The 15643-nt window shown below is 32.8% G+C and carries 15 protein-coding genes and 1 tRNA gene; 8 read left to right on the top strand and 8 right to left on the bottom strand.

Annotated elements, in window-relative coordinates; genetic code table 11:
• Positions 1 to 8: 8 nt before the first annotated feature.
• Positions 9 to 1529: a 4-alpha-glucanotransferase gene (gene malQ, locus JJ847_08095; protein MBO6960846.1), complete on the bottom strand. Its 1521-nt coding sequence runs from the start codon at positions 1527 to 1529 to the stop codon at positions 9 to 11.
• A gap of 253 nt (positions 1530 to 1782) precedes the next feature.
• On the opposite strand from malQ, the gene JJ847_08090 reads away from it, so the two are divergent.
• Positions 1783 to 2778, top strand: a complete 996-nt coding sequence (locus JJ847_08090) for a ribose-phosphate pyrophosphokinase (GenBank protein MBO6960845.1) — start codon at positions 1783 to 1785, stop codon at positions 2776 to 2778.
• 10 nt (positions 2779 to 2788) lie between these two features.
• On the opposite strand, the gene JJ847_08085 is transcribed toward JJ847_08090, so the two are convergent.
• Both JJ847_08085 and JJ847_08080 read right to left on the bottom strand, forming a co-directional pair.
• The gene (locus JJ847_08085) at positions 2789 to 3238 is read right to left on the bottom strand and encodes a Villin headpiece domain-containing protein (protein MBO6960844.1); all 450 of its coding nucleotides are present in this window, start codon (positions 3236 to 3238) and stop codon (positions 2789 to 2791) included.
• A 62-nt stretch (positions 3239 to 3300) separates the two neighbouring features.
• Positions 3301 to 3843 (bottom strand): hypothetical protein, encoded by a 543-nt coding sequence (locus JJ847_08080; GenBank protein ID MBO6960843.1) that lies wholly within the window; start codon positions 3841 to 3843, stop codon positions 3301 to 3303.
• 106 nt (positions 3844 to 3949) lie between these two features.
• Here JJ847_08080 and JJ847_08075 point away from each other — a divergent pair, with 106 nt between their 5' ends.
• A complete protein-coding gene (locus JJ847_08075; GenBank protein ID MBO6960842.1) occupies positions 3950 to 5068 on the top strand; it encodes a histidine kinase in 1119 nt (372 codons plus the stop codon).
• Between the two features lie 41 nt (positions 5069 to 5109).
• Positions 5110 to 5182 (top strand) — tRNA-Glu (locus JJ847_08070).
• Between the two features lie 17 nt (positions 5183 to 5199).
• Here the strand turns inward: JJ847_08070 and JJ847_08065 are convergent.
• Positions 5200 to 5733 (bottom strand): oligoketide cyclase, encoded by a 534-nt coding sequence (locus JJ847_08065; GenBank protein MBO6960841.1) that lies wholly within the window; start codon positions 5731 to 5733, stop codon positions 5200 to 5202.
• A 182-nt stretch (positions 5734 to 5915) separates the two neighbouring features.
• Between JJ847_08065 and JJ847_08060 the strand changes: the two genes are divergently transcribed.
• From JJ847_08060 to JJ847_08045, 4 genes are all read left to right on the top strand, one after another.
• Positions 5916 to 7025 (top strand): ferredoxin-NADP reductase, encoded by a 1110-nt coding sequence (locus tag JJ847_08060; protein MBO6960840.1) that lies wholly within the window; start codon positions 5916 to 5918, stop codon positions 7023 to 7025.
• 110 nt (positions 7026 to 7135) lie between these two features.
• Positions 7136 to 8659, top strand: a complete 1524-nt coding sequence (locus tag JJ847_08055) for a glucose-6-phosphate dehydrogenase (GenBank protein ID MBO6960839.1) — start codon at positions 7136 to 7138, stop codon at positions 8657 to 8659.
• A gap of 2 nt (positions 8660 to 8661) precedes the next feature.
• Positions 8662 to 9963 carry a glucose-6-phosphate dehydrogenase assembly protein OpcA gene (locus JJ847_08050; protein MBO6960838.1) on the top strand — a complete coding sequence of 434 codons (1302 nt, stop codon included), beginning with the start codon at positions 8662 to 8664 and terminating at the stop codon, positions 9961 to 9963.
• 3 nt (positions 9964 to 9966) lie between these two features.
• On the top strand, positions 9967 to 11358 hold the full coding sequence (locus tag JJ847_08045; protein ID MBO6960837.1) for a cobyrinate a,c-diamide synthase: 1392 nt from the start codon (positions 9967 to 9969) through the stop codon (positions 11356 to 11358).
• On the opposite strand, the gene JJ847_08040 is transcribed toward JJ847_08045, so the two are convergent.
• The 3 genes from JJ847_08040 to folD are packed head-to-tail and all read right to left on the bottom strand — an operon-like array spanning position 11355 to position 13684.
• Complete coding sequence (locus JJ847_08040) at positions 11355 to 11834, bottom strand: divergent PAP2 family protein (GenBank protein MBO6960836.1); 480 nt, start codon at positions 11832 to 11834, stop codon at positions 11355 to 11357. The genes JJ847_08045 and JJ847_08040 overlap by 4 nt on opposite strands.
• A gap of 13 nt (positions 11835 to 11847) precedes the next feature.
• Positions 11848 to 12750 carry a polyprenyl synthetase family protein gene (locus JJ847_08035; protein MBO6960835.1) on the bottom strand — a complete coding sequence of 301 codons (903 nt, stop codon included), beginning with the start codon at positions 12748 to 12750 and terminating at the stop codon, positions 11848 to 11850.
• Positions 12751 to 12787: 37 nt separating this feature from the next.
• Positions 12788 to 13684 (bottom strand): bifunctional methylenetetrahydrofolate dehydrogenase/methenyltetrahydrofolate cyclohydrolase FolD, encoded by an 897-nt coding sequence (gene folD, locus JJ847_08030; protein MBO6960834.1) that lies wholly within the window; start codon positions 13682 to 13684, stop codon positions 12788 to 12790.
• A gap of 74 nt (positions 13685 to 13758) precedes the next feature.
• On the opposite strand from folD, the gene JJ847_08025 reads away from it, so the two are divergent.
• Positions 13759 to 15231, top strand: a complete 1473-nt coding sequence (locus JJ847_08025; protein ID MBO6960833.1) for an HDIG domain-containing protein — start codon at positions 13759 to 13761, stop codon at positions 15229 to 15231.
• 9 nt (positions 15232 to 15240) lie between these two features.
• On the opposite strand, the gene JJ847_08020 is transcribed toward JJ847_08025, so the two are convergent.
• Positions 15241 to 15633, bottom strand: a complete 393-nt coding sequence (locus JJ847_08020; protein ID MBO6960832.1) for a hypothetical protein — start codon at positions 15631 to 15633, stop codon at positions 15241 to 15243.
• Positions 15634 to 15643 lie beyond the last annotated feature (10 nt).

The following is a 15643-nucleotide window of genomic DNA, read 5'->3' as shown; positions in this document are numbered from 1 at the left end:
ATTATTAACTATTTCCTTGTTCTCCCAAAATTATTACCTAGTTCACCAAACTTTCTAAGATCGTCTTCTATCTCTTCCAAAGTTTGATCTAACTTCCATCTCCAGTTATTTTTTGTAGTACCAGGTTTATTTAATCTACTTGAGTCATCCAGAGATAATATATCTTGTATTGGAGCGATGAAGAGATTAGCATTTGTTTCCATTCCTATTTTAATTAAACTCGTAGAAGGATTTTCTGAAAATTTATACTCATCTTTAATTCTTTTTTTAGATTCTTCGTCTAAAAACCCCCACCATGAGATGGAAGTAGAGTTGTCATGAGTACCAGTATAAACTACCCAATTTTCTCCTTTAATATTCTTAGGTAAATATGGGTTATCTTCGTTCCCATCAAAAGCGAATTGTAATATCTTCATACCAGGCAGTTGAAAATCATTTCTTAATTTTTCTATATTTGGTGTTATAACTCCCAGATCCTCCGCGATAATTGGTAAGTAGTCAGCTCCTAAATCTTTTTTTAGTTTTTTTAATAGTGTTCTACCTGGGGAGTTAATCCATTTGCCAAACATTGCTGATTTAGAGTTGCCACTAACTCTCCAGTAACCTCCTAAACCTCTGAAATGATCGAATCTTAATAAATCTACAAGTTCAAATTGCCTGATAAATCTTTTCCTCCACCAATTGAAATTTGTCCTCTTATGTTTTGACCAAAAGTAAGTTGGGGTACCCCATAATTGTCCTGTTGATGAAAAATAATCAGGTGGCACCCCACTCTGAAATATTAAGTCTCCATTTTTAAATATTGAGAATAGAGATTTATTACTCCATACGTCTACGCTGTCCCTAGAAACGTAAAAGGGCAAATCTCCTATAAGCTTAATATTAAATGATTTTGCAAAGTTTTTAATTTCCCTCCATTGCTCATCTAAATGCCATTGTATTAATTTTTTAATAAGTATCTCTTCCTTTTTTTTCTTAGTCCATGTTTTTAAAAACTTGTTATTTTTTGTTTTAAATTCATGTGGCCATTCCCACCAAGGTAACATACTGAATTCCTCTCTAATAACGACAAATATTGCATAATCTTCAACCCAAGAATTATTACTAAGCCATTTATAAAAGTTATGTTTTCTCTCTTCAGATTGGGAACTCCAACCTTTTAAAAGAAGGTGACCTAATTTTTTTGTTAATTCATCAGCAATATCAAAATCAAAATAATTTTTTTTCTGATTTATTAGTTCTAATTCTTCTTTATTAATAATAAATATAAAACCTTTCTCGATTAAATTTTCTACATCAAGAAACCATGGGTTTAGGGCAAAACTTGATGGTGAACTATATGGAGATCCTGTAGAGTCGGTGGGTGAAAGAGGTAAAAATTGCCAGTATTCAATCCCATATTTATGGAGCTTTTTTATCCAATCTTTAGCACCTCTTCCAAAAGTTCCACATATTATCCCACCTGGAATAGATGTGGGATGCATAAGTATACCTAATGATTTTTTTGAAAGAATTGTTTTAATAGCCATCAATTTAGTTATAACTTTAGTCTTTAAAATTTAATTGTTATTAATTCTTTAAATTCAACGATATACAAATTCTTTTTATTTGACAAATAATTCTGATTAATTTCATAAGGAATTTAAAGTTAATTATGATTTTATTCAACCTTTTTTGAGTTTTTGCTTAAGAGATGTGACTTTTGAAAAGATCTAGGCATTATCTTTTGCGAAATTCACAGAACCGACTACGATAAAGATATAGTTTTACAGTGCTAATTTCGTGACAAGTTTCATCACGGCAGTGCAAAATAAAGAATCGAACTTTAATCTAACAAACAGTAGATTAAGGCTTGTAAGCGGAACAACCAATCCTAGATTAGCCGAAGAAATTGCATCATACCTTGGGATAGAAAATGTACCCTTAATATCCAAAAGATTTGCAGATGGAGAACTTTATGTTCAGATTCAACAATCAATTAGAGGTTGTGATGTATTCCTAATACAACCTACAAGCGCTCCAGTAAACGATAGTTTAATGGAATTAATGATTATGGTTGATGCCTGCAAGAGGGCATCTGCCAGGCAAATAACAGCAGTAATTCCTTATTTTGGATATGCGAGGGCAGATAGAAAGACTTCGGGGAGAGAGTCCATAACCGCAAAACTTACTGCTAATTTACTTGAGAAATCGGGAGTCGATAGAGTTCTAGCAATGGATTTGCATTCGGCTCAAATACAAGGTTATTTTGACATTCCATGTGATCATATTTACGGTTCACCGGTTTTAGTAGATTATTTAGAAACTTTAAATTTAAAAGAAGTTGTTGTTGTTTCTCCTGATGTAGGGGGAGTTGCTAGAGCAAGAGCATTTGCAAAACAAATGAATGATGCTCCCCTAGCAATAATTGATAAAAGAAGAGCAGGTCATAATGTTGCTGAAAGCTTAACAGTAATTGGAGAAGTTAGAGGTAAAACAGCTATCTTAATTGACGATATGATAGATACTGGAGGCACAATTTGTTCTGGAGCGAACCTATTAAAACAAGAGGGTGCTAAAAGAATATTCGCTTGTGCCTCGCATGCAGTATTCTCTCCACCTTCATGTGAAAGATTAAGTGCTAAGGATTTATTTGAGCAGGTTATAGTAACTAATAGTATTCCCGTTGAGGTTAAAAATAGTTTTCCCCAGTTACAGGTTCTATCAGTTGCGAATATGCTGGGAGAGGCTATTTGGAGAATTCATGAAGAAAGTTCAGTTAGCTCAATGTTTAGATAATTATTTGATATTAATTCTTTTTATTTTTTTGTTTTTTTAATTTATTTAGAGTTTCCTTAAATCTTTTCTTTACATCATTGGGGATTTCTTTGGGACAAATTTTTATTGCACTATTTAGAATCTCAATCTCTCCAATATAAAGTACTCTTTGTGTAGTTAATTTTTCTTTACCTGCCTCTTTAATTAAGTTGCCATGCTTGGAAAAAATAACTTCCGCAAATGTATACGTTGAAACTGCAAAAGCTTTGTTGAAGTCAAAATCTATATTGTCATTTACAGATTTGCATAAGAAAGAAGCTCCTATTTGTTTATACAAAAATACATCTTCTTTAGAAGCTGGAAGTTTTGAATTCGCGTATAGTTTTTTGTTTAAGAAATTTATTTCACAAATAGTTAAGTAAAAAAGTAAAGGTATATTTAATAAATTAAAAAACTTTTTTTTTCGAAAATTAGTACTCATTAATTAAGACTTTAATAATAAAATAACATCTTACATATTTACATTTTCATTTTTCAAACTCTTCACTTAATAATTTTAATTTCATGATGGTTTTCTACTATTTTTAGCTTATTGTTTTTCCATGAGTATATCACCCTAAATCTATATTTATCCAAATCTACTAGTCTTGTATGTTCAAGAATGTACCAATCTTTGTAAGAAGATTCAAAAATCATTTCGTGTTCATCTACTTGCTTAATATTTGAAATTCCTTCATCATCACTTAGATAAAAATTTTCCCTCATAAGTTGATGTCCCTTTAAAAATGCACGCATTTCTCCTCGTTCTTTATATTGAGGATTTTCCTCAAAGAAATTATATTTTTTTTCTGGATACCAAGTAAATTTATAGTGATGCTCACATTCGGTGGCATTTTCAAGAGCTTCTATATTTATATTCATACATAAATTATAAGTTTTTTGTGATTCATCAAGGAAGTAAGTTCTATTAGATTTCCACAACCCAATATTTCTGGAAAACCATCTTTTTAAATTACTATTTATAGTAATTTCTGGATGATTATTTTTCCCAAAATTTAAATCTTTCTTTTGATTAATGACAACCATATATAAATAAGTCCTATTTATTTCATAGCTTATTAGTAGAATAAAAAAAAATATCTTAATGTGTTTATAAGGATTGACAGCTTTTCAACACTTCAGGGGAAATCATTTGAATGATAAAAAAGAGCTAAAATTAATACTTGTAGCTGCCAGAAATCAACTTTCTAGTAGTGATATTAAGTCAGTAATAGCTTATTTAGAATCAGATGACTGTGAATTTGAGATTTCTCTTCAGGTCTCTGAGCCCACTGAACAACCGGAATTACTTGAGTTACATAGATTAGTTGCTATTCCCGCTCTAATAAAAGTTTCCCCATCTCCAAAGCAAATATTTGCTGGAAGTAATATTTTCTCTCAGTTGCAGAAATGGTTGCCAAGGTGGACACAGGAAGGTTTGACAAAAAATCTAGGTATTAATTTGCAACCATCCAAACTTGATTCCATAAGAACTCAAAAAGAATTTCTTCTAGAAGACGAACTTCTTGTTTTAAGACAAGAAAATGAGACATTAACAAAAAGAATAGAGTCCCAGGAAAGATTATTAAGAATGGTAGCGCATGAATTAAGAACTCCCTTGACGGCAGCTACTTTAGCTGTTCAAAGTCAAAAGCTAGGACAAATAAATATTTCAAAATTGCAAGAGGTGATAAAAAGAAGATTAGAAGAAATTGAACTATTATCTCAGGATCTTTTAGAAGTTGGAACAACAAAATGGGAAGCATTATTTAACCCTCAGAAAATTGATTTAGGAAACATTAGTGCTGAAGTGATACTCGAATTAGAAAAGTTTTGGAGACTAAGGAAAATTGTAATTGATACTGATATTCCATCTGACTTGCCAAGTGTATTTGCAGATCAAAGAAGAATGAGGCAAGTATTTTTAAATTTAATTGAAAATGCTATCAAATTTTCTAAAGACTCTGGATCTATAAAAATTACAATGATACACAAGACCAATCAATGGGTAGAAATAACAGTTTGTGACAAAGGAGCTGGTATTCCTGTAAGCGAACAAAAAAGAATTTTTCTTGATAGAGTCAGGCTCCCACAGACTTCTGAAGGAACTTCAGGATTTGGGATAGGGTTGTCTGTATGCAGAAGGATAGTGGAGGTCCATGGAGGCAGAATATGGGTTGTATCTGAGATGGGAGTTGGTTCATGCTTCCATTTCACCGTTCCTGTGTGGCAAGGACAAAACAAAGAGCAACAAAACTTGACGAAAGGCTAGCTTTACTCTTAATTTTTAATAAGCAGTTATGCTAACTTCCAGGCCCCATCGTCTAGAGGCCTAGGACACCTCCCTTTCACGGAGGCGACAGGGGTTCGAATCCCCTTGGGGCTATTTTCTAAAAAAATAAACTAATTTTGTGATGATTTTGCTTGTCTATCGACAGCTATTAAGTTTTCTGAAAGATCCTTTTTTAGTCTTTTCTCTATCATCCCTATGGGCATCCACTGACAACCCTGAACAGTAAGGTCATAGATTAATGAATTTTTTGAAGTATCTTTAATATTTTGAATTTTCCAACTGCCTTCAAATTTTCTGAAATCACCTTTAATCAAACTGAATTCTAAAAGGCCAAGTTCTTTATCCTCAAATAAATCGATAGTTACTTCAGCTGAAAATTTCATTCCGAGAAAATCTTGTGCCCCAACTTGTTTTAAGTGGACATTATTTTTCTTTTGATATATTTTTTTGCTTGACAATAGATTTGGGATGTATAAGTTTAGTCGATCATAATCTGTTAAAACATTCCACAAAGAATCGAAACTTGCTGAAGTAGTTAGCTGAGCTGCAAGTCTTCTCGTTCCGCCAGAAAGCTTTTCCATGGTTTGCTCAATTGTCCTGTAGTCATTTTTAGAATGATCTACTGATCCTTGAGGATTATTCATAAATCAATTTTTTAAAAAGATAAAAAATTATTTCTGTGTAACTATACAGATAAAAACAACAAATACTGAAAAATAAAAATAATTTCGCTTATTTATTCCGATCTCAAAACGTAACCATTTTTGTAAAATCACTACAAATTACAATACAAATTGATAATCTTTTATATAAAGAAAACTAAAAAATGTATTCACAATCAACAGTTATCGCAGGTGGCTTAGCTCATATACCAGTAGTAATAGGAGTTTTTTCTTTTATTCAAAAATTTTTTAGTAAAAGAGCCTCAAACTTTCCGCAAGATGTAGTACCAAAAAAATCTCCTGTAAAGCCTGTTGAACAAAAATCAGCACCTAAGTCTGTTCCTGTTGATAAGGAAGTATCTAATCCAGTAGTTAAGAAAAAACATGCTGATGTCCCAGTAAATATTTATAGACCAAAGACACCTTATGAAGGCACAGTAATCGAAAACTATAGCCTTCTTAAAGAAGGAGCTATTGGAAGAGTAAATCATATTACTTTCGATCTCAAAGATAGTGATCCATTCTTAAATTATGTTGAGGGCCAAAGTATCGGAATCATGCCGGCGGGAGAAGATGCAAATGGAAAGCCTCATAAATTAAGACTTTACTCAATAGCGAGTACCAGACATGGAGATGATTTTAAAGGTAATACAGTTTCTCTTTGTGTTAGACAGCTTCAGTACGAAAAAGATGGTGAAACTATAAATGGTGTTTGTTCTACTTACTTATGTGATATTAAGCCAGGAGATAAAGTAAAAATTACAGGACCGGTAGGTAAAGAGATGTTGCTTCCTGATGAAGAGGATGCAAACATAGTTATGCTGGCTACTGGAACTGGAATAGCTCCTATGAGAGCCTATTTAAGAAGAATGTTCGAAGCAACTGAAAAAGAAAAAAATAAATGGAATTTTAGAGGTAAAGCCTGGCTATTTATGGGCGCTCCAAAATCATCTAATTTGTTATATGAGGAAGATCTTCAAAGATATCTCACTGATTACCCTGATAATTTTAAATATACAAAAGCTATCAGCCGTGAGCAGCAAAATACAAAAGGAGGAAGAATGTATATCCAAGACAGAGTTTTAGAGTCAGCAAACGAGCTTTTCAATATGATTGAAGATGAGAAGACACATATATATCTTTGTGGATTAAAGGGTATGGAGCCTGGGATAGATGAAGCTATGACAAAGGCGGCTGAAGAAAAAGGCTTGAACTGGTCAGAATTAAGACCTCAACTAAAGAAAGCAGGAAGATGGCACGTAGAAACCTACTAAATCTTTAACATTTAGATTTAATTTTCACTCACTAAATACTTTTTGGTTTAGACACATTATGTAGCTAATCTTGTAAAAAAGGAGGATTTTAAAAAAAGAATACTAAAAATATGCCTTCAACTCTAAGTAATCCTCTAAGATTAGGTTTACGGCAAGAAAGAGTCATTTCTCCACAATGCTTAGTAATTTTTGGTGCGAGTGGAGATCTTACTCATAGAAAATTAATACCAGCCTTATTTGAACTCTATTTGCAAAGAAGAATTCCTAGTGAATTTGGAATTATTGGCTGTGCCAGAAGACCTTGGACTGATGATGAGTTTAGACAAAAGATGAGAGCAAAGCTATCCAATCAAATATCTGGTAAAGAAAGGGAGTGGGATCAATTTTCTAATTATCTTTTCTATGAACCAGTTGACTTACAAAAAAGTGATCACGTCGTAAGACTTTCTAAAAGATTAAATGAAATTGATAAAACACAAGCTACTCATGGGAATAGAACATTTTATTTATCAGTATCTCCGAATTATTATGCAAGTGGATGTAAAGCTCTTAAGTCGGCTGGCCTTTTAGATGACTCCAAGAAAAGTCGTTTAGTTATTGAAAAACCTTTTGGAAAAGATTATTCAAGTGCAAAAAAACTGAATAAGATCGTTCAAAGTTGCGCTGAAGAAAGTCAGATTTACAGGATTGATCATTATTTAGGTAAAGAAACAGTTCAGAATATTCTTGTTTTGAGGTTTGCTAACACTATTTTTGAACCAATCTGGAACAGAAATTATATATCAAGTGTTCAAATTACATCATCTGAAACAGTAGGTGTGGAAGATAGAGCAGGTTATTACGAAAGCTCTGGTGCTTTAAGAGATATGCTTCAAAATCATATGACTCAAATGCTGGCCGTTACTGCTATGGAACCTCCCGGAAAATTTGAACCAGAAGCAATAAGAAATGAAAAAGCTAAGGTTCTTCAAGCTTCAAAACTTGCTGATGAAAATGAGCCATGGAATTGTTGTATAAGAGGTCAATATGGAGAAGGTGGAAATATCTCAAATCGACTCAAAGGATATAGACAGGAAGATGGTGTTAATAGTAATAGCACAACAGAAACTTATATTGCTACAAAAGTTTTCGTTGATAACTGGCGTTGGCAAGGGGTTCCTTTTTATTTGAGAACAGGGAAAAGACTACCAAAAAGACTTGGAGAAATTGTTTTGACTTTCAAAGACGTTCCTGTTCATTTATTTGAATCAACAATAATAAATCCCGCCCCAAATCAACTTATCCTTAGGATTCAGCCAAATGAAGGTGCAACTTTCAAATTTGAGGTTAAATCTCCTGGTTCTGGAATGAAATCCAGACCTGTTGAGATGGAATTTTCTTATGATGAATCTTTTGGAGAACCTTCAGATGAAGGCTATGTAAGATTATTAGCTGATGCAATGCTTTCTGACCCAACTTTATTTACTCGAAGTGATGAAGTAGAGGCGGCCTGGAAACTTTATACGCCATTAATAGAATTGATGGATAATTCTCCTTGGAAGTTACCTATTTATAATTATGAATCTATGACGTGGGGCCCTCCTGAATCTGATCAATTACTGTCAAAAGATAATATTTTCTGGCGCAGACCTTAAAAATGAAACCTCAATTAACACTCCAAACTCCATTAGAGCTACCTTATCAGGAAATTTCTAATTACCTTAATAAATTATGGATTTCAGAAGATAAAGATAATACTGGAGCCAATACTTTTACATTGATCGTCTGGCAGCCTGCTTGGCTAGAACAATGTTTAGTTCAAAAAGGACTAGTAAATGGACCAATTACTGGAAACTTAAGTCCAGAGATAATTGAAGTTGCTAAAAAATTTATATTAGATCGAGGACTTCCCATAACTACTGCCCTTAATAGTGAAGAACTATTAAATTTGTTGAGGGAAGATTTATCTAATAAAGACTTTGAAGACTTTAGAGGTCAATTTTTTGAATCATCAATAAGTACATTGAATCCGAGAAGATTAGTGACTCTAGCGCCAACACTAAATAAAAATTCAGATTTCAAAACTTTTGTGTCCGCTTACTGTCCATTAAGTGATACCTCAACTATGCAACCGATATGTGGGGATTTAGTTGTTATAAGGGGGAACCCAGACTCAATAGCCCATAAAGGATTAAAAATAATTGATGAATTATCTATTGATGAATTACCTTCTTGGTTGTGGTGGAATGGAAGCTTGGATGAATCTCCTGATGTTTTCGAATATTTTGCTAAATGTGGTCTAAGGTTAATAATTGATACGGCTCTCGGATCGCCTAAAAGATGTTTAAAAGTTTTAGATCAATTAAATAATTCAAATAAAGCTATTAATGATTTGAATTGGGTTAGATTGAAAAATTGGAGAGAATCATTGGCAATGATTTTTGATCCGCCTTCGAGAAGACCGATTTTAGATCATATTACTGATATTGATATTGATATTGCAGGAGATCATATGATTCAAGCTTTGTTTTTGATCTCATGGATTAGTGATAAACTTGGTTGGTCTTTTCTAAGGGTTGAAAGGAATACAGAATCAACAAAAATTGAATTTGAAAGAATTAATGGTGAAATAATTTCAGCATCAATTAATCCCTTATCCTTGGGAAATCCAAGTATTCATTTAGGACAAGTTATTGGATTGAGATTGATTTCAAAAATTAGTGAGGTTCAAAAAAATAACACTTGTGTAATACTTGGTTGTGAATCAGTGGAGTGTATGAGACTTGAAGCAGGGGGAATGGCTAATATGGAATTAATAGAACAAGTTGTTCCAAATTCTTTTTCTACATCAGAGTATGATGTTAGTAAGTTATTGGGCAGTAGTAGAGGTAACACAAGTCCTCTTTTTGAAAATTCCATTAAAATAGCTCTTCAAATATTTGATAGTTTTAATAAATAATAAATGCCTTGTGTAATATCATCTCCTTCAACTGATAGTGGGAAAACTACATTATCTCTTTTGATATCTTGTTGGGCGTTTTCAAAAGGTATAAAGATCCAAACTTTTAAGGTTGGCCCAGATTATCTTGATCAACAACAACTTAGTTCAATTGGCCAACCTATTTGTAGGAATTTAGATGTTTTTTTAAGTGGTGAGGAATGGGTTCAAGAAAGTTTTTTAAAACATTCTTTGAAATATGAATTCTCATTAATTGAAGGGGCAATGGGTCTATTCGACGGGTTAGGGTCGACTACTTTTTCAAGCACAGCAAATATCTCTAAACTTCTCAATGCTCCAGTAATTTTTATTATTAATGCCAGAGGTCAAGTAGCTTCTCTTTTAGCCACGGTTCGAGGTTTTAGGGATTTCGATAGTGAGTTGTCAATAGCAGGAATTATATTTAATAACGTTAATTCAGATAGACATAAAAAATTAATTGAAGAAGTTTTTAAAGATGAAGATACCGAAATTCTCGGTTTTCTACCATCTGATTCAAAAATAACTTTAAGCAAAGCTAATTTAGGTTTGATATCTCCATTGGACGATGGTAAGGAAATTGATGTTGAATATTTTGCAAATTTCGCAGAAAGAAATCTTAATTTATGTTCTCTTGTTAAATTCCTGAAATCTCCTAAGAAGAAAATATTTAATTCTTCCAGTTTTGAGGTTTTTAAAACAGACAAAAGTAAACCTATCGCAATTGCCGAAGATAAAATCTTTCATTTTCAATACCCCGAAACTAAGGAGTTTTTGAGTGAGATAGGAATTCCATTGATTTCATGGAGTATTTATGATGATGAAGAAATACCAAATGAGGCTTCTTCTTTAATTATTCCTGGGGGATTTCCTGAAAAATATGCTGATCATATAAGTAACTCTTTAAAAAGCTTAAATTCGTTAAGGAAATTCCGCAAAAGTGGATTTATATATGCAGAATGCGGAGGGATGATGATTTTAGGGGACTTTTTACAGGATGAAAAGGGTAATAATCATAAAATGAGTGGTATTCTTCCCTTTAGAACAAAAAAAAGTAAACTTTCAGTAGGTTATAGATATATTAAGGGTTTAAAAGATACTCCGATCATTAAACAAAATCAATCAATTCGGGGACATGAATTTCATTATTGGGAAATTGAAAATAACTTATCTGAACTTGATTTAAGAAAAGCTGAGCAAAATAAGAAACTTTCTTCCCCATGGAAAATTAAATCTTGGAAAACTGAATACAAAAATGAGGGCTTTTTTGATGAAAAATTGCATGCAAGTTGGATTCATTTACATTTGCCAAGTTCAAGAGAATTAGCAAAAAACTTTATAAATGCCACCCAAATTAGTTTTCTCAAGAATTCTTAATTTATTATCAAATCAAATATTTTGAGAGGAGAACCTAAAAAAAACATTCCAGGCAAAGTAATTAATGGTCCTAAAAAACTCCCTACCATGACCTCAATTTTTGTATGGCCCAAGGTTTCTTTTAAAAGTAATTCAGATTGAGGGTCCAGTTTTTTTGATAGTTTATTGATTTCTGCCGCTTGAACTCCAGCTGATTTTCTAACACCACTAGCGTCATACATAACTATTAGTGCAACAGCAACTGATAATGCAAATATTGAGCTATCAAATCCCAATTCATATCCTATCCCAGATGTAGCACCAGTTATTAAGGCGGAATGACTCGAAGGCATACCACCCGTCTCGAACATAATTCCAAACCTTATCTTTCCAGTTGAAAAGAAATTGAATATAATTTTAAAAAACTGAGCTAGTAAACAAGATAATAAGCTCCAGAAAAGAACTGAATTGTTAAAGAAGGTAAAAAACTCAGACATAAATTAAAACTATTTATCTGTCTCTATTTGTAATAAAGTCGGCTAGAGATATTAAATACTTTGCATCTGCACCCCAAGGTTCAATTGCTTTTTTTGCTTGTTTAACTAAATCAAATGCTCTTTTCTTTGACTCCTCCATTCCAAGTAACTTAGGGTAAGTCGTTTTGTCAGCTAAAAGATCTTTACCCGCAGTTTTGCCAAGTTTTTCACTGCTGGAAGTTAAATCAAGAATATCATCTATTATTTGAAAGGCTAAACCAATTCCCTCTGCATATGTTGTTAGAGCTTGTAAAAGTTTTTCGTTAGCACCTGCGATCATCGCGCCTGTTCTTACGCAAGCCTTTAATAAAGCCCCAGTCTTATGAAGATGAATATATTCGAGAGTCTCAAGGTCGACTTCTTTGCCTTCGCATTCTAAATCAACAACTTGTCCTCCCACTAAACCTGGCGCACCTGCAACTAGTGATAATTCACCAATTACATTTAATAATCTAGTTGGATCGACTCCTGGGCTTCTTAAAGAGACCATTTCGAAGGCTCTGGTCAATAAAGCATCGCCTGCAAGAATAGCAATTGCATCTCCATATACTTTATGGTTCGTTGGCCTACCTCTTCTCAAATCATCATTATCCATAGCAGGTAGATCATCATGAATTAAGGACATTGTATGTATCATTTCTATAGCTACTGCAGTAGGAATAGCAAGAGAGGGGTCTCCACCAGCCAGTGAGCAAGATGCTAAACATAAAATTGGACGTATCCTTTTCCCTCCAGCTAAAAGGGAATATCTCATTGATTCTCTTAATATTTCTGGATTCTCAGGGCCTAAGGAAAAATCAAGTGCTTCTTCAACATCCTTTTTAGTGTTTTTAAGATATTGTTCAAAATCAGAAATACTATTTATAACTTCAGTCATCTTATACCTATAGTAAAAAATTTTTTCATCTTAGAGTTTATGGCAAAAGGTCATTAAGAGTTGATGATAGACCAAATTGTTTTTGCCAACTAAAAATAGTATTTACAAGTAACATTGTTACTGTCATGGGTCCAACACCTCCTGGGACAGGCGTGTAAGCAAATACTTTAGAAATGACATCTTCTAATAATACATCGCCACATAATCTGGTTTGATTTTTCTCGGAACTTTTTAATCTATGTATTCCAACATCAATAATTACTGCTCCTTCTTTCACAAAACTCGAATCTACAAGATTGGGTTTTCCTGCAGCTGCAATTAGTATGTCAGCTTCTCTACAGACTTCATTCAAATTTAATGTTTTTGAATGAGTCATTGTAACCGTCCCATTTTGATTCAACAACATTAGAGACAGGGGTTTCCCAACAAGCAAACTTCTTCCGATAACAACAATTTTCTTGCCTTCAATTGTAATATTTTGGGATCTTAACAAATTAATAATTCCTGCTGGTGTACATGATCTCATCGCAGGCTCATTTTTTACTAATTTGCCAATGTTTATCTCATTTAATCCATCTACATCTTTGCTTGGATTTATATAGCTGATCAGTTTTTGCTCATTAAACTTCTTTGGGATGGGAAGTTGAAGCAATATACCATCAATATCCTTATCAGAATTAAGTTTGATTATTAGTTTTTCAACATCTTCTTGCTCTATATTATCTTTTAGATGAAAAATAAAGCTTTTTATTCCAATCCTTGAACATGCTTTTTCCTTGTTATTGACGTAAACACCACTCGCTGGGTCTTCACCTATTCTTATTACAGCTAAACCGGGGACTCTTTTTGCAATTTTTTTATTTTTAGAGATGTAGTTGTTTAATCTTTCTTCAATTTCAAGAGATAATTTTTTACCGTCTAGTTTTAATGACATTTAGAAAAACATCTCCTTTTTACACCTAGCATGCCTATAATTTTAAATTATTCAAATAGATTTATTTATATTCTGTGCAAAACATCACAACTACCCTAAAAAAATTGTTTTATCTGTGGAGTAGAAGTCAAGTTCCAGTAAAACAACCCATTAAAATTTCAAGAATAGATAATCTCATAATTTTTTTAATATGTATTTTAATTTCAATAATTTCTTCCTATAAATTGCTTCTAATCTCGCCTTTAGATATCAAAGATATTTTTTCTTGGCTTTTGACCTTTACCGAAATATTTATTAGTTCTGGAATTTTGATATTAGTTTCAAAAAAAGAGAACCCCACAATTTCTTCAAGACAGATTATCTTGATCATTACTCTTCTTTTAGCAGTACAAGCGACGAAATTAGCCTTTGCTTCAACAATAAGTCCATTATCTATGATAATTCCACCGGCGTTAATAATATCTCAGGGAATGGGAAGTATAACTGCTTTGGCTTGGGTATCAATAGCAAGCCTTAGTTGGCCAGACCCAGCAGTTGCTATAAATAATAATTTGATTTTTATTTTATTAGTTTGCGCTTCTGTAGTATCTTTACTTGGAGGAAGAATAAGAAGTAGAGCTCAGTTACTTCAACTATCAATTTTTGTCCCATTAGGATCGTTTCTGAGTCAATGGATATTGATAAGTAAAGATAAAATGTTTATTATTAACAAGCAAGATTATATTTTGGCTAACGGTAATATATTTTCAGATTCATTGCTCTTGGCAATAGTAATGCTTTTTACTATTTTATTTATTCCTATTTTTGAATCGGTATTTGGATTATTAACTAAAGCAAGGTTACTAGAGTTAGCTGATAAGGAGAAACCTCTAATTAGAAGATTGTCACTTGAAGCTCCTGGTACTTTTGAACATACCTTACTTATATGTGGTTTAGCAGAGGAAGCAACAAGAATGATTGGTGGTGATATTGATTTAATTAAAACTGGAGCTTTATATCATGATGTTGGTAAATTACATGCACCAAACTGGTTTATCGAAAATCAGGATGGTTCAAAAAATCCACATGACGAGTTGGATGATCCTATTAAAAGTGCAGAAGTATTGCAGGCTCATGTTGATGAAGGATTGAAATTTGCAAGGAAAAATAGACTACCTAAACTAATAGCCAATTTTATCCCTGAACATCAAGGCACCTTAAAAATGGGATATTTTTTCCAAAAGGCTAAAGAAAAGAATCTTAACATTAATGAAAATTATTTTAGATACAAAGGTCCTATTCCTCAGTCAAAAGAAACAGCCATCTTAATGCTTGCAGATGGATGTGAAGCCGCCCTAAGAGCTATGAATATTAATGCATCTGACAAAGAAGCTTTGGAAACAATATCTAATATTATTTACTCACGTGAAAAAGATGGGCAATTAGATAATAGTAATTTATCGAAAGGAGAAATTTTTCTCGTAAAAAGGGCATTCTTGAATGTGTGGAAAAGAATTAGACATAGAAGAATTCAGTATCCAACTAGTAAGAATAATACTTTTTCTTGATTTTCAATTTTATAATCTAATACTTCTTCTATGTTTTGGATTACACCAATATAGAAGAGCTAACGTACTTAATAATGTTGTTAAGAGGGTAAACCCGCCAATTCCAAAAACGTCTTTAAGAGTTATGAGTCTTAACACTGAATAAGGACCCGTCCCAGCAATCACCATTGATAGTGATACTAGAGTTAAAGTTACTCCCCATTTTCTCTCTGCCAAAAGAGCCGCTGAAGAAACTATTCCTACGATTGCAGCAGGCCAACCAAGACTTATGGCAAGAGTTATATTTGCAACTTTTAGTGGTGGCCCATAACTTATTATTAGTGCAATTATTGGAAGTGCAGATATATTGCTGATTAAACCAAGCCATGAAAGTGCCCAATATCCTAGTAATCTTTCTCTCATTATTTACAGC

The sequence above is a fragment of the Prochlorococcus marinus CUG1438 genome, assembly GCA_017644325.1.
In the GTDB taxonomy this organism is placed as follows: Bacteria; Cyanobacteriota; Cyanobacteriia; order PCC-6307; family Cyanobiaceae; genus Prochlorococcus_A; species Prochlorococcus_A marinus_AA.
This window is presented reverse-complemented; position numbering and strand designations above follow the sequence as displayed.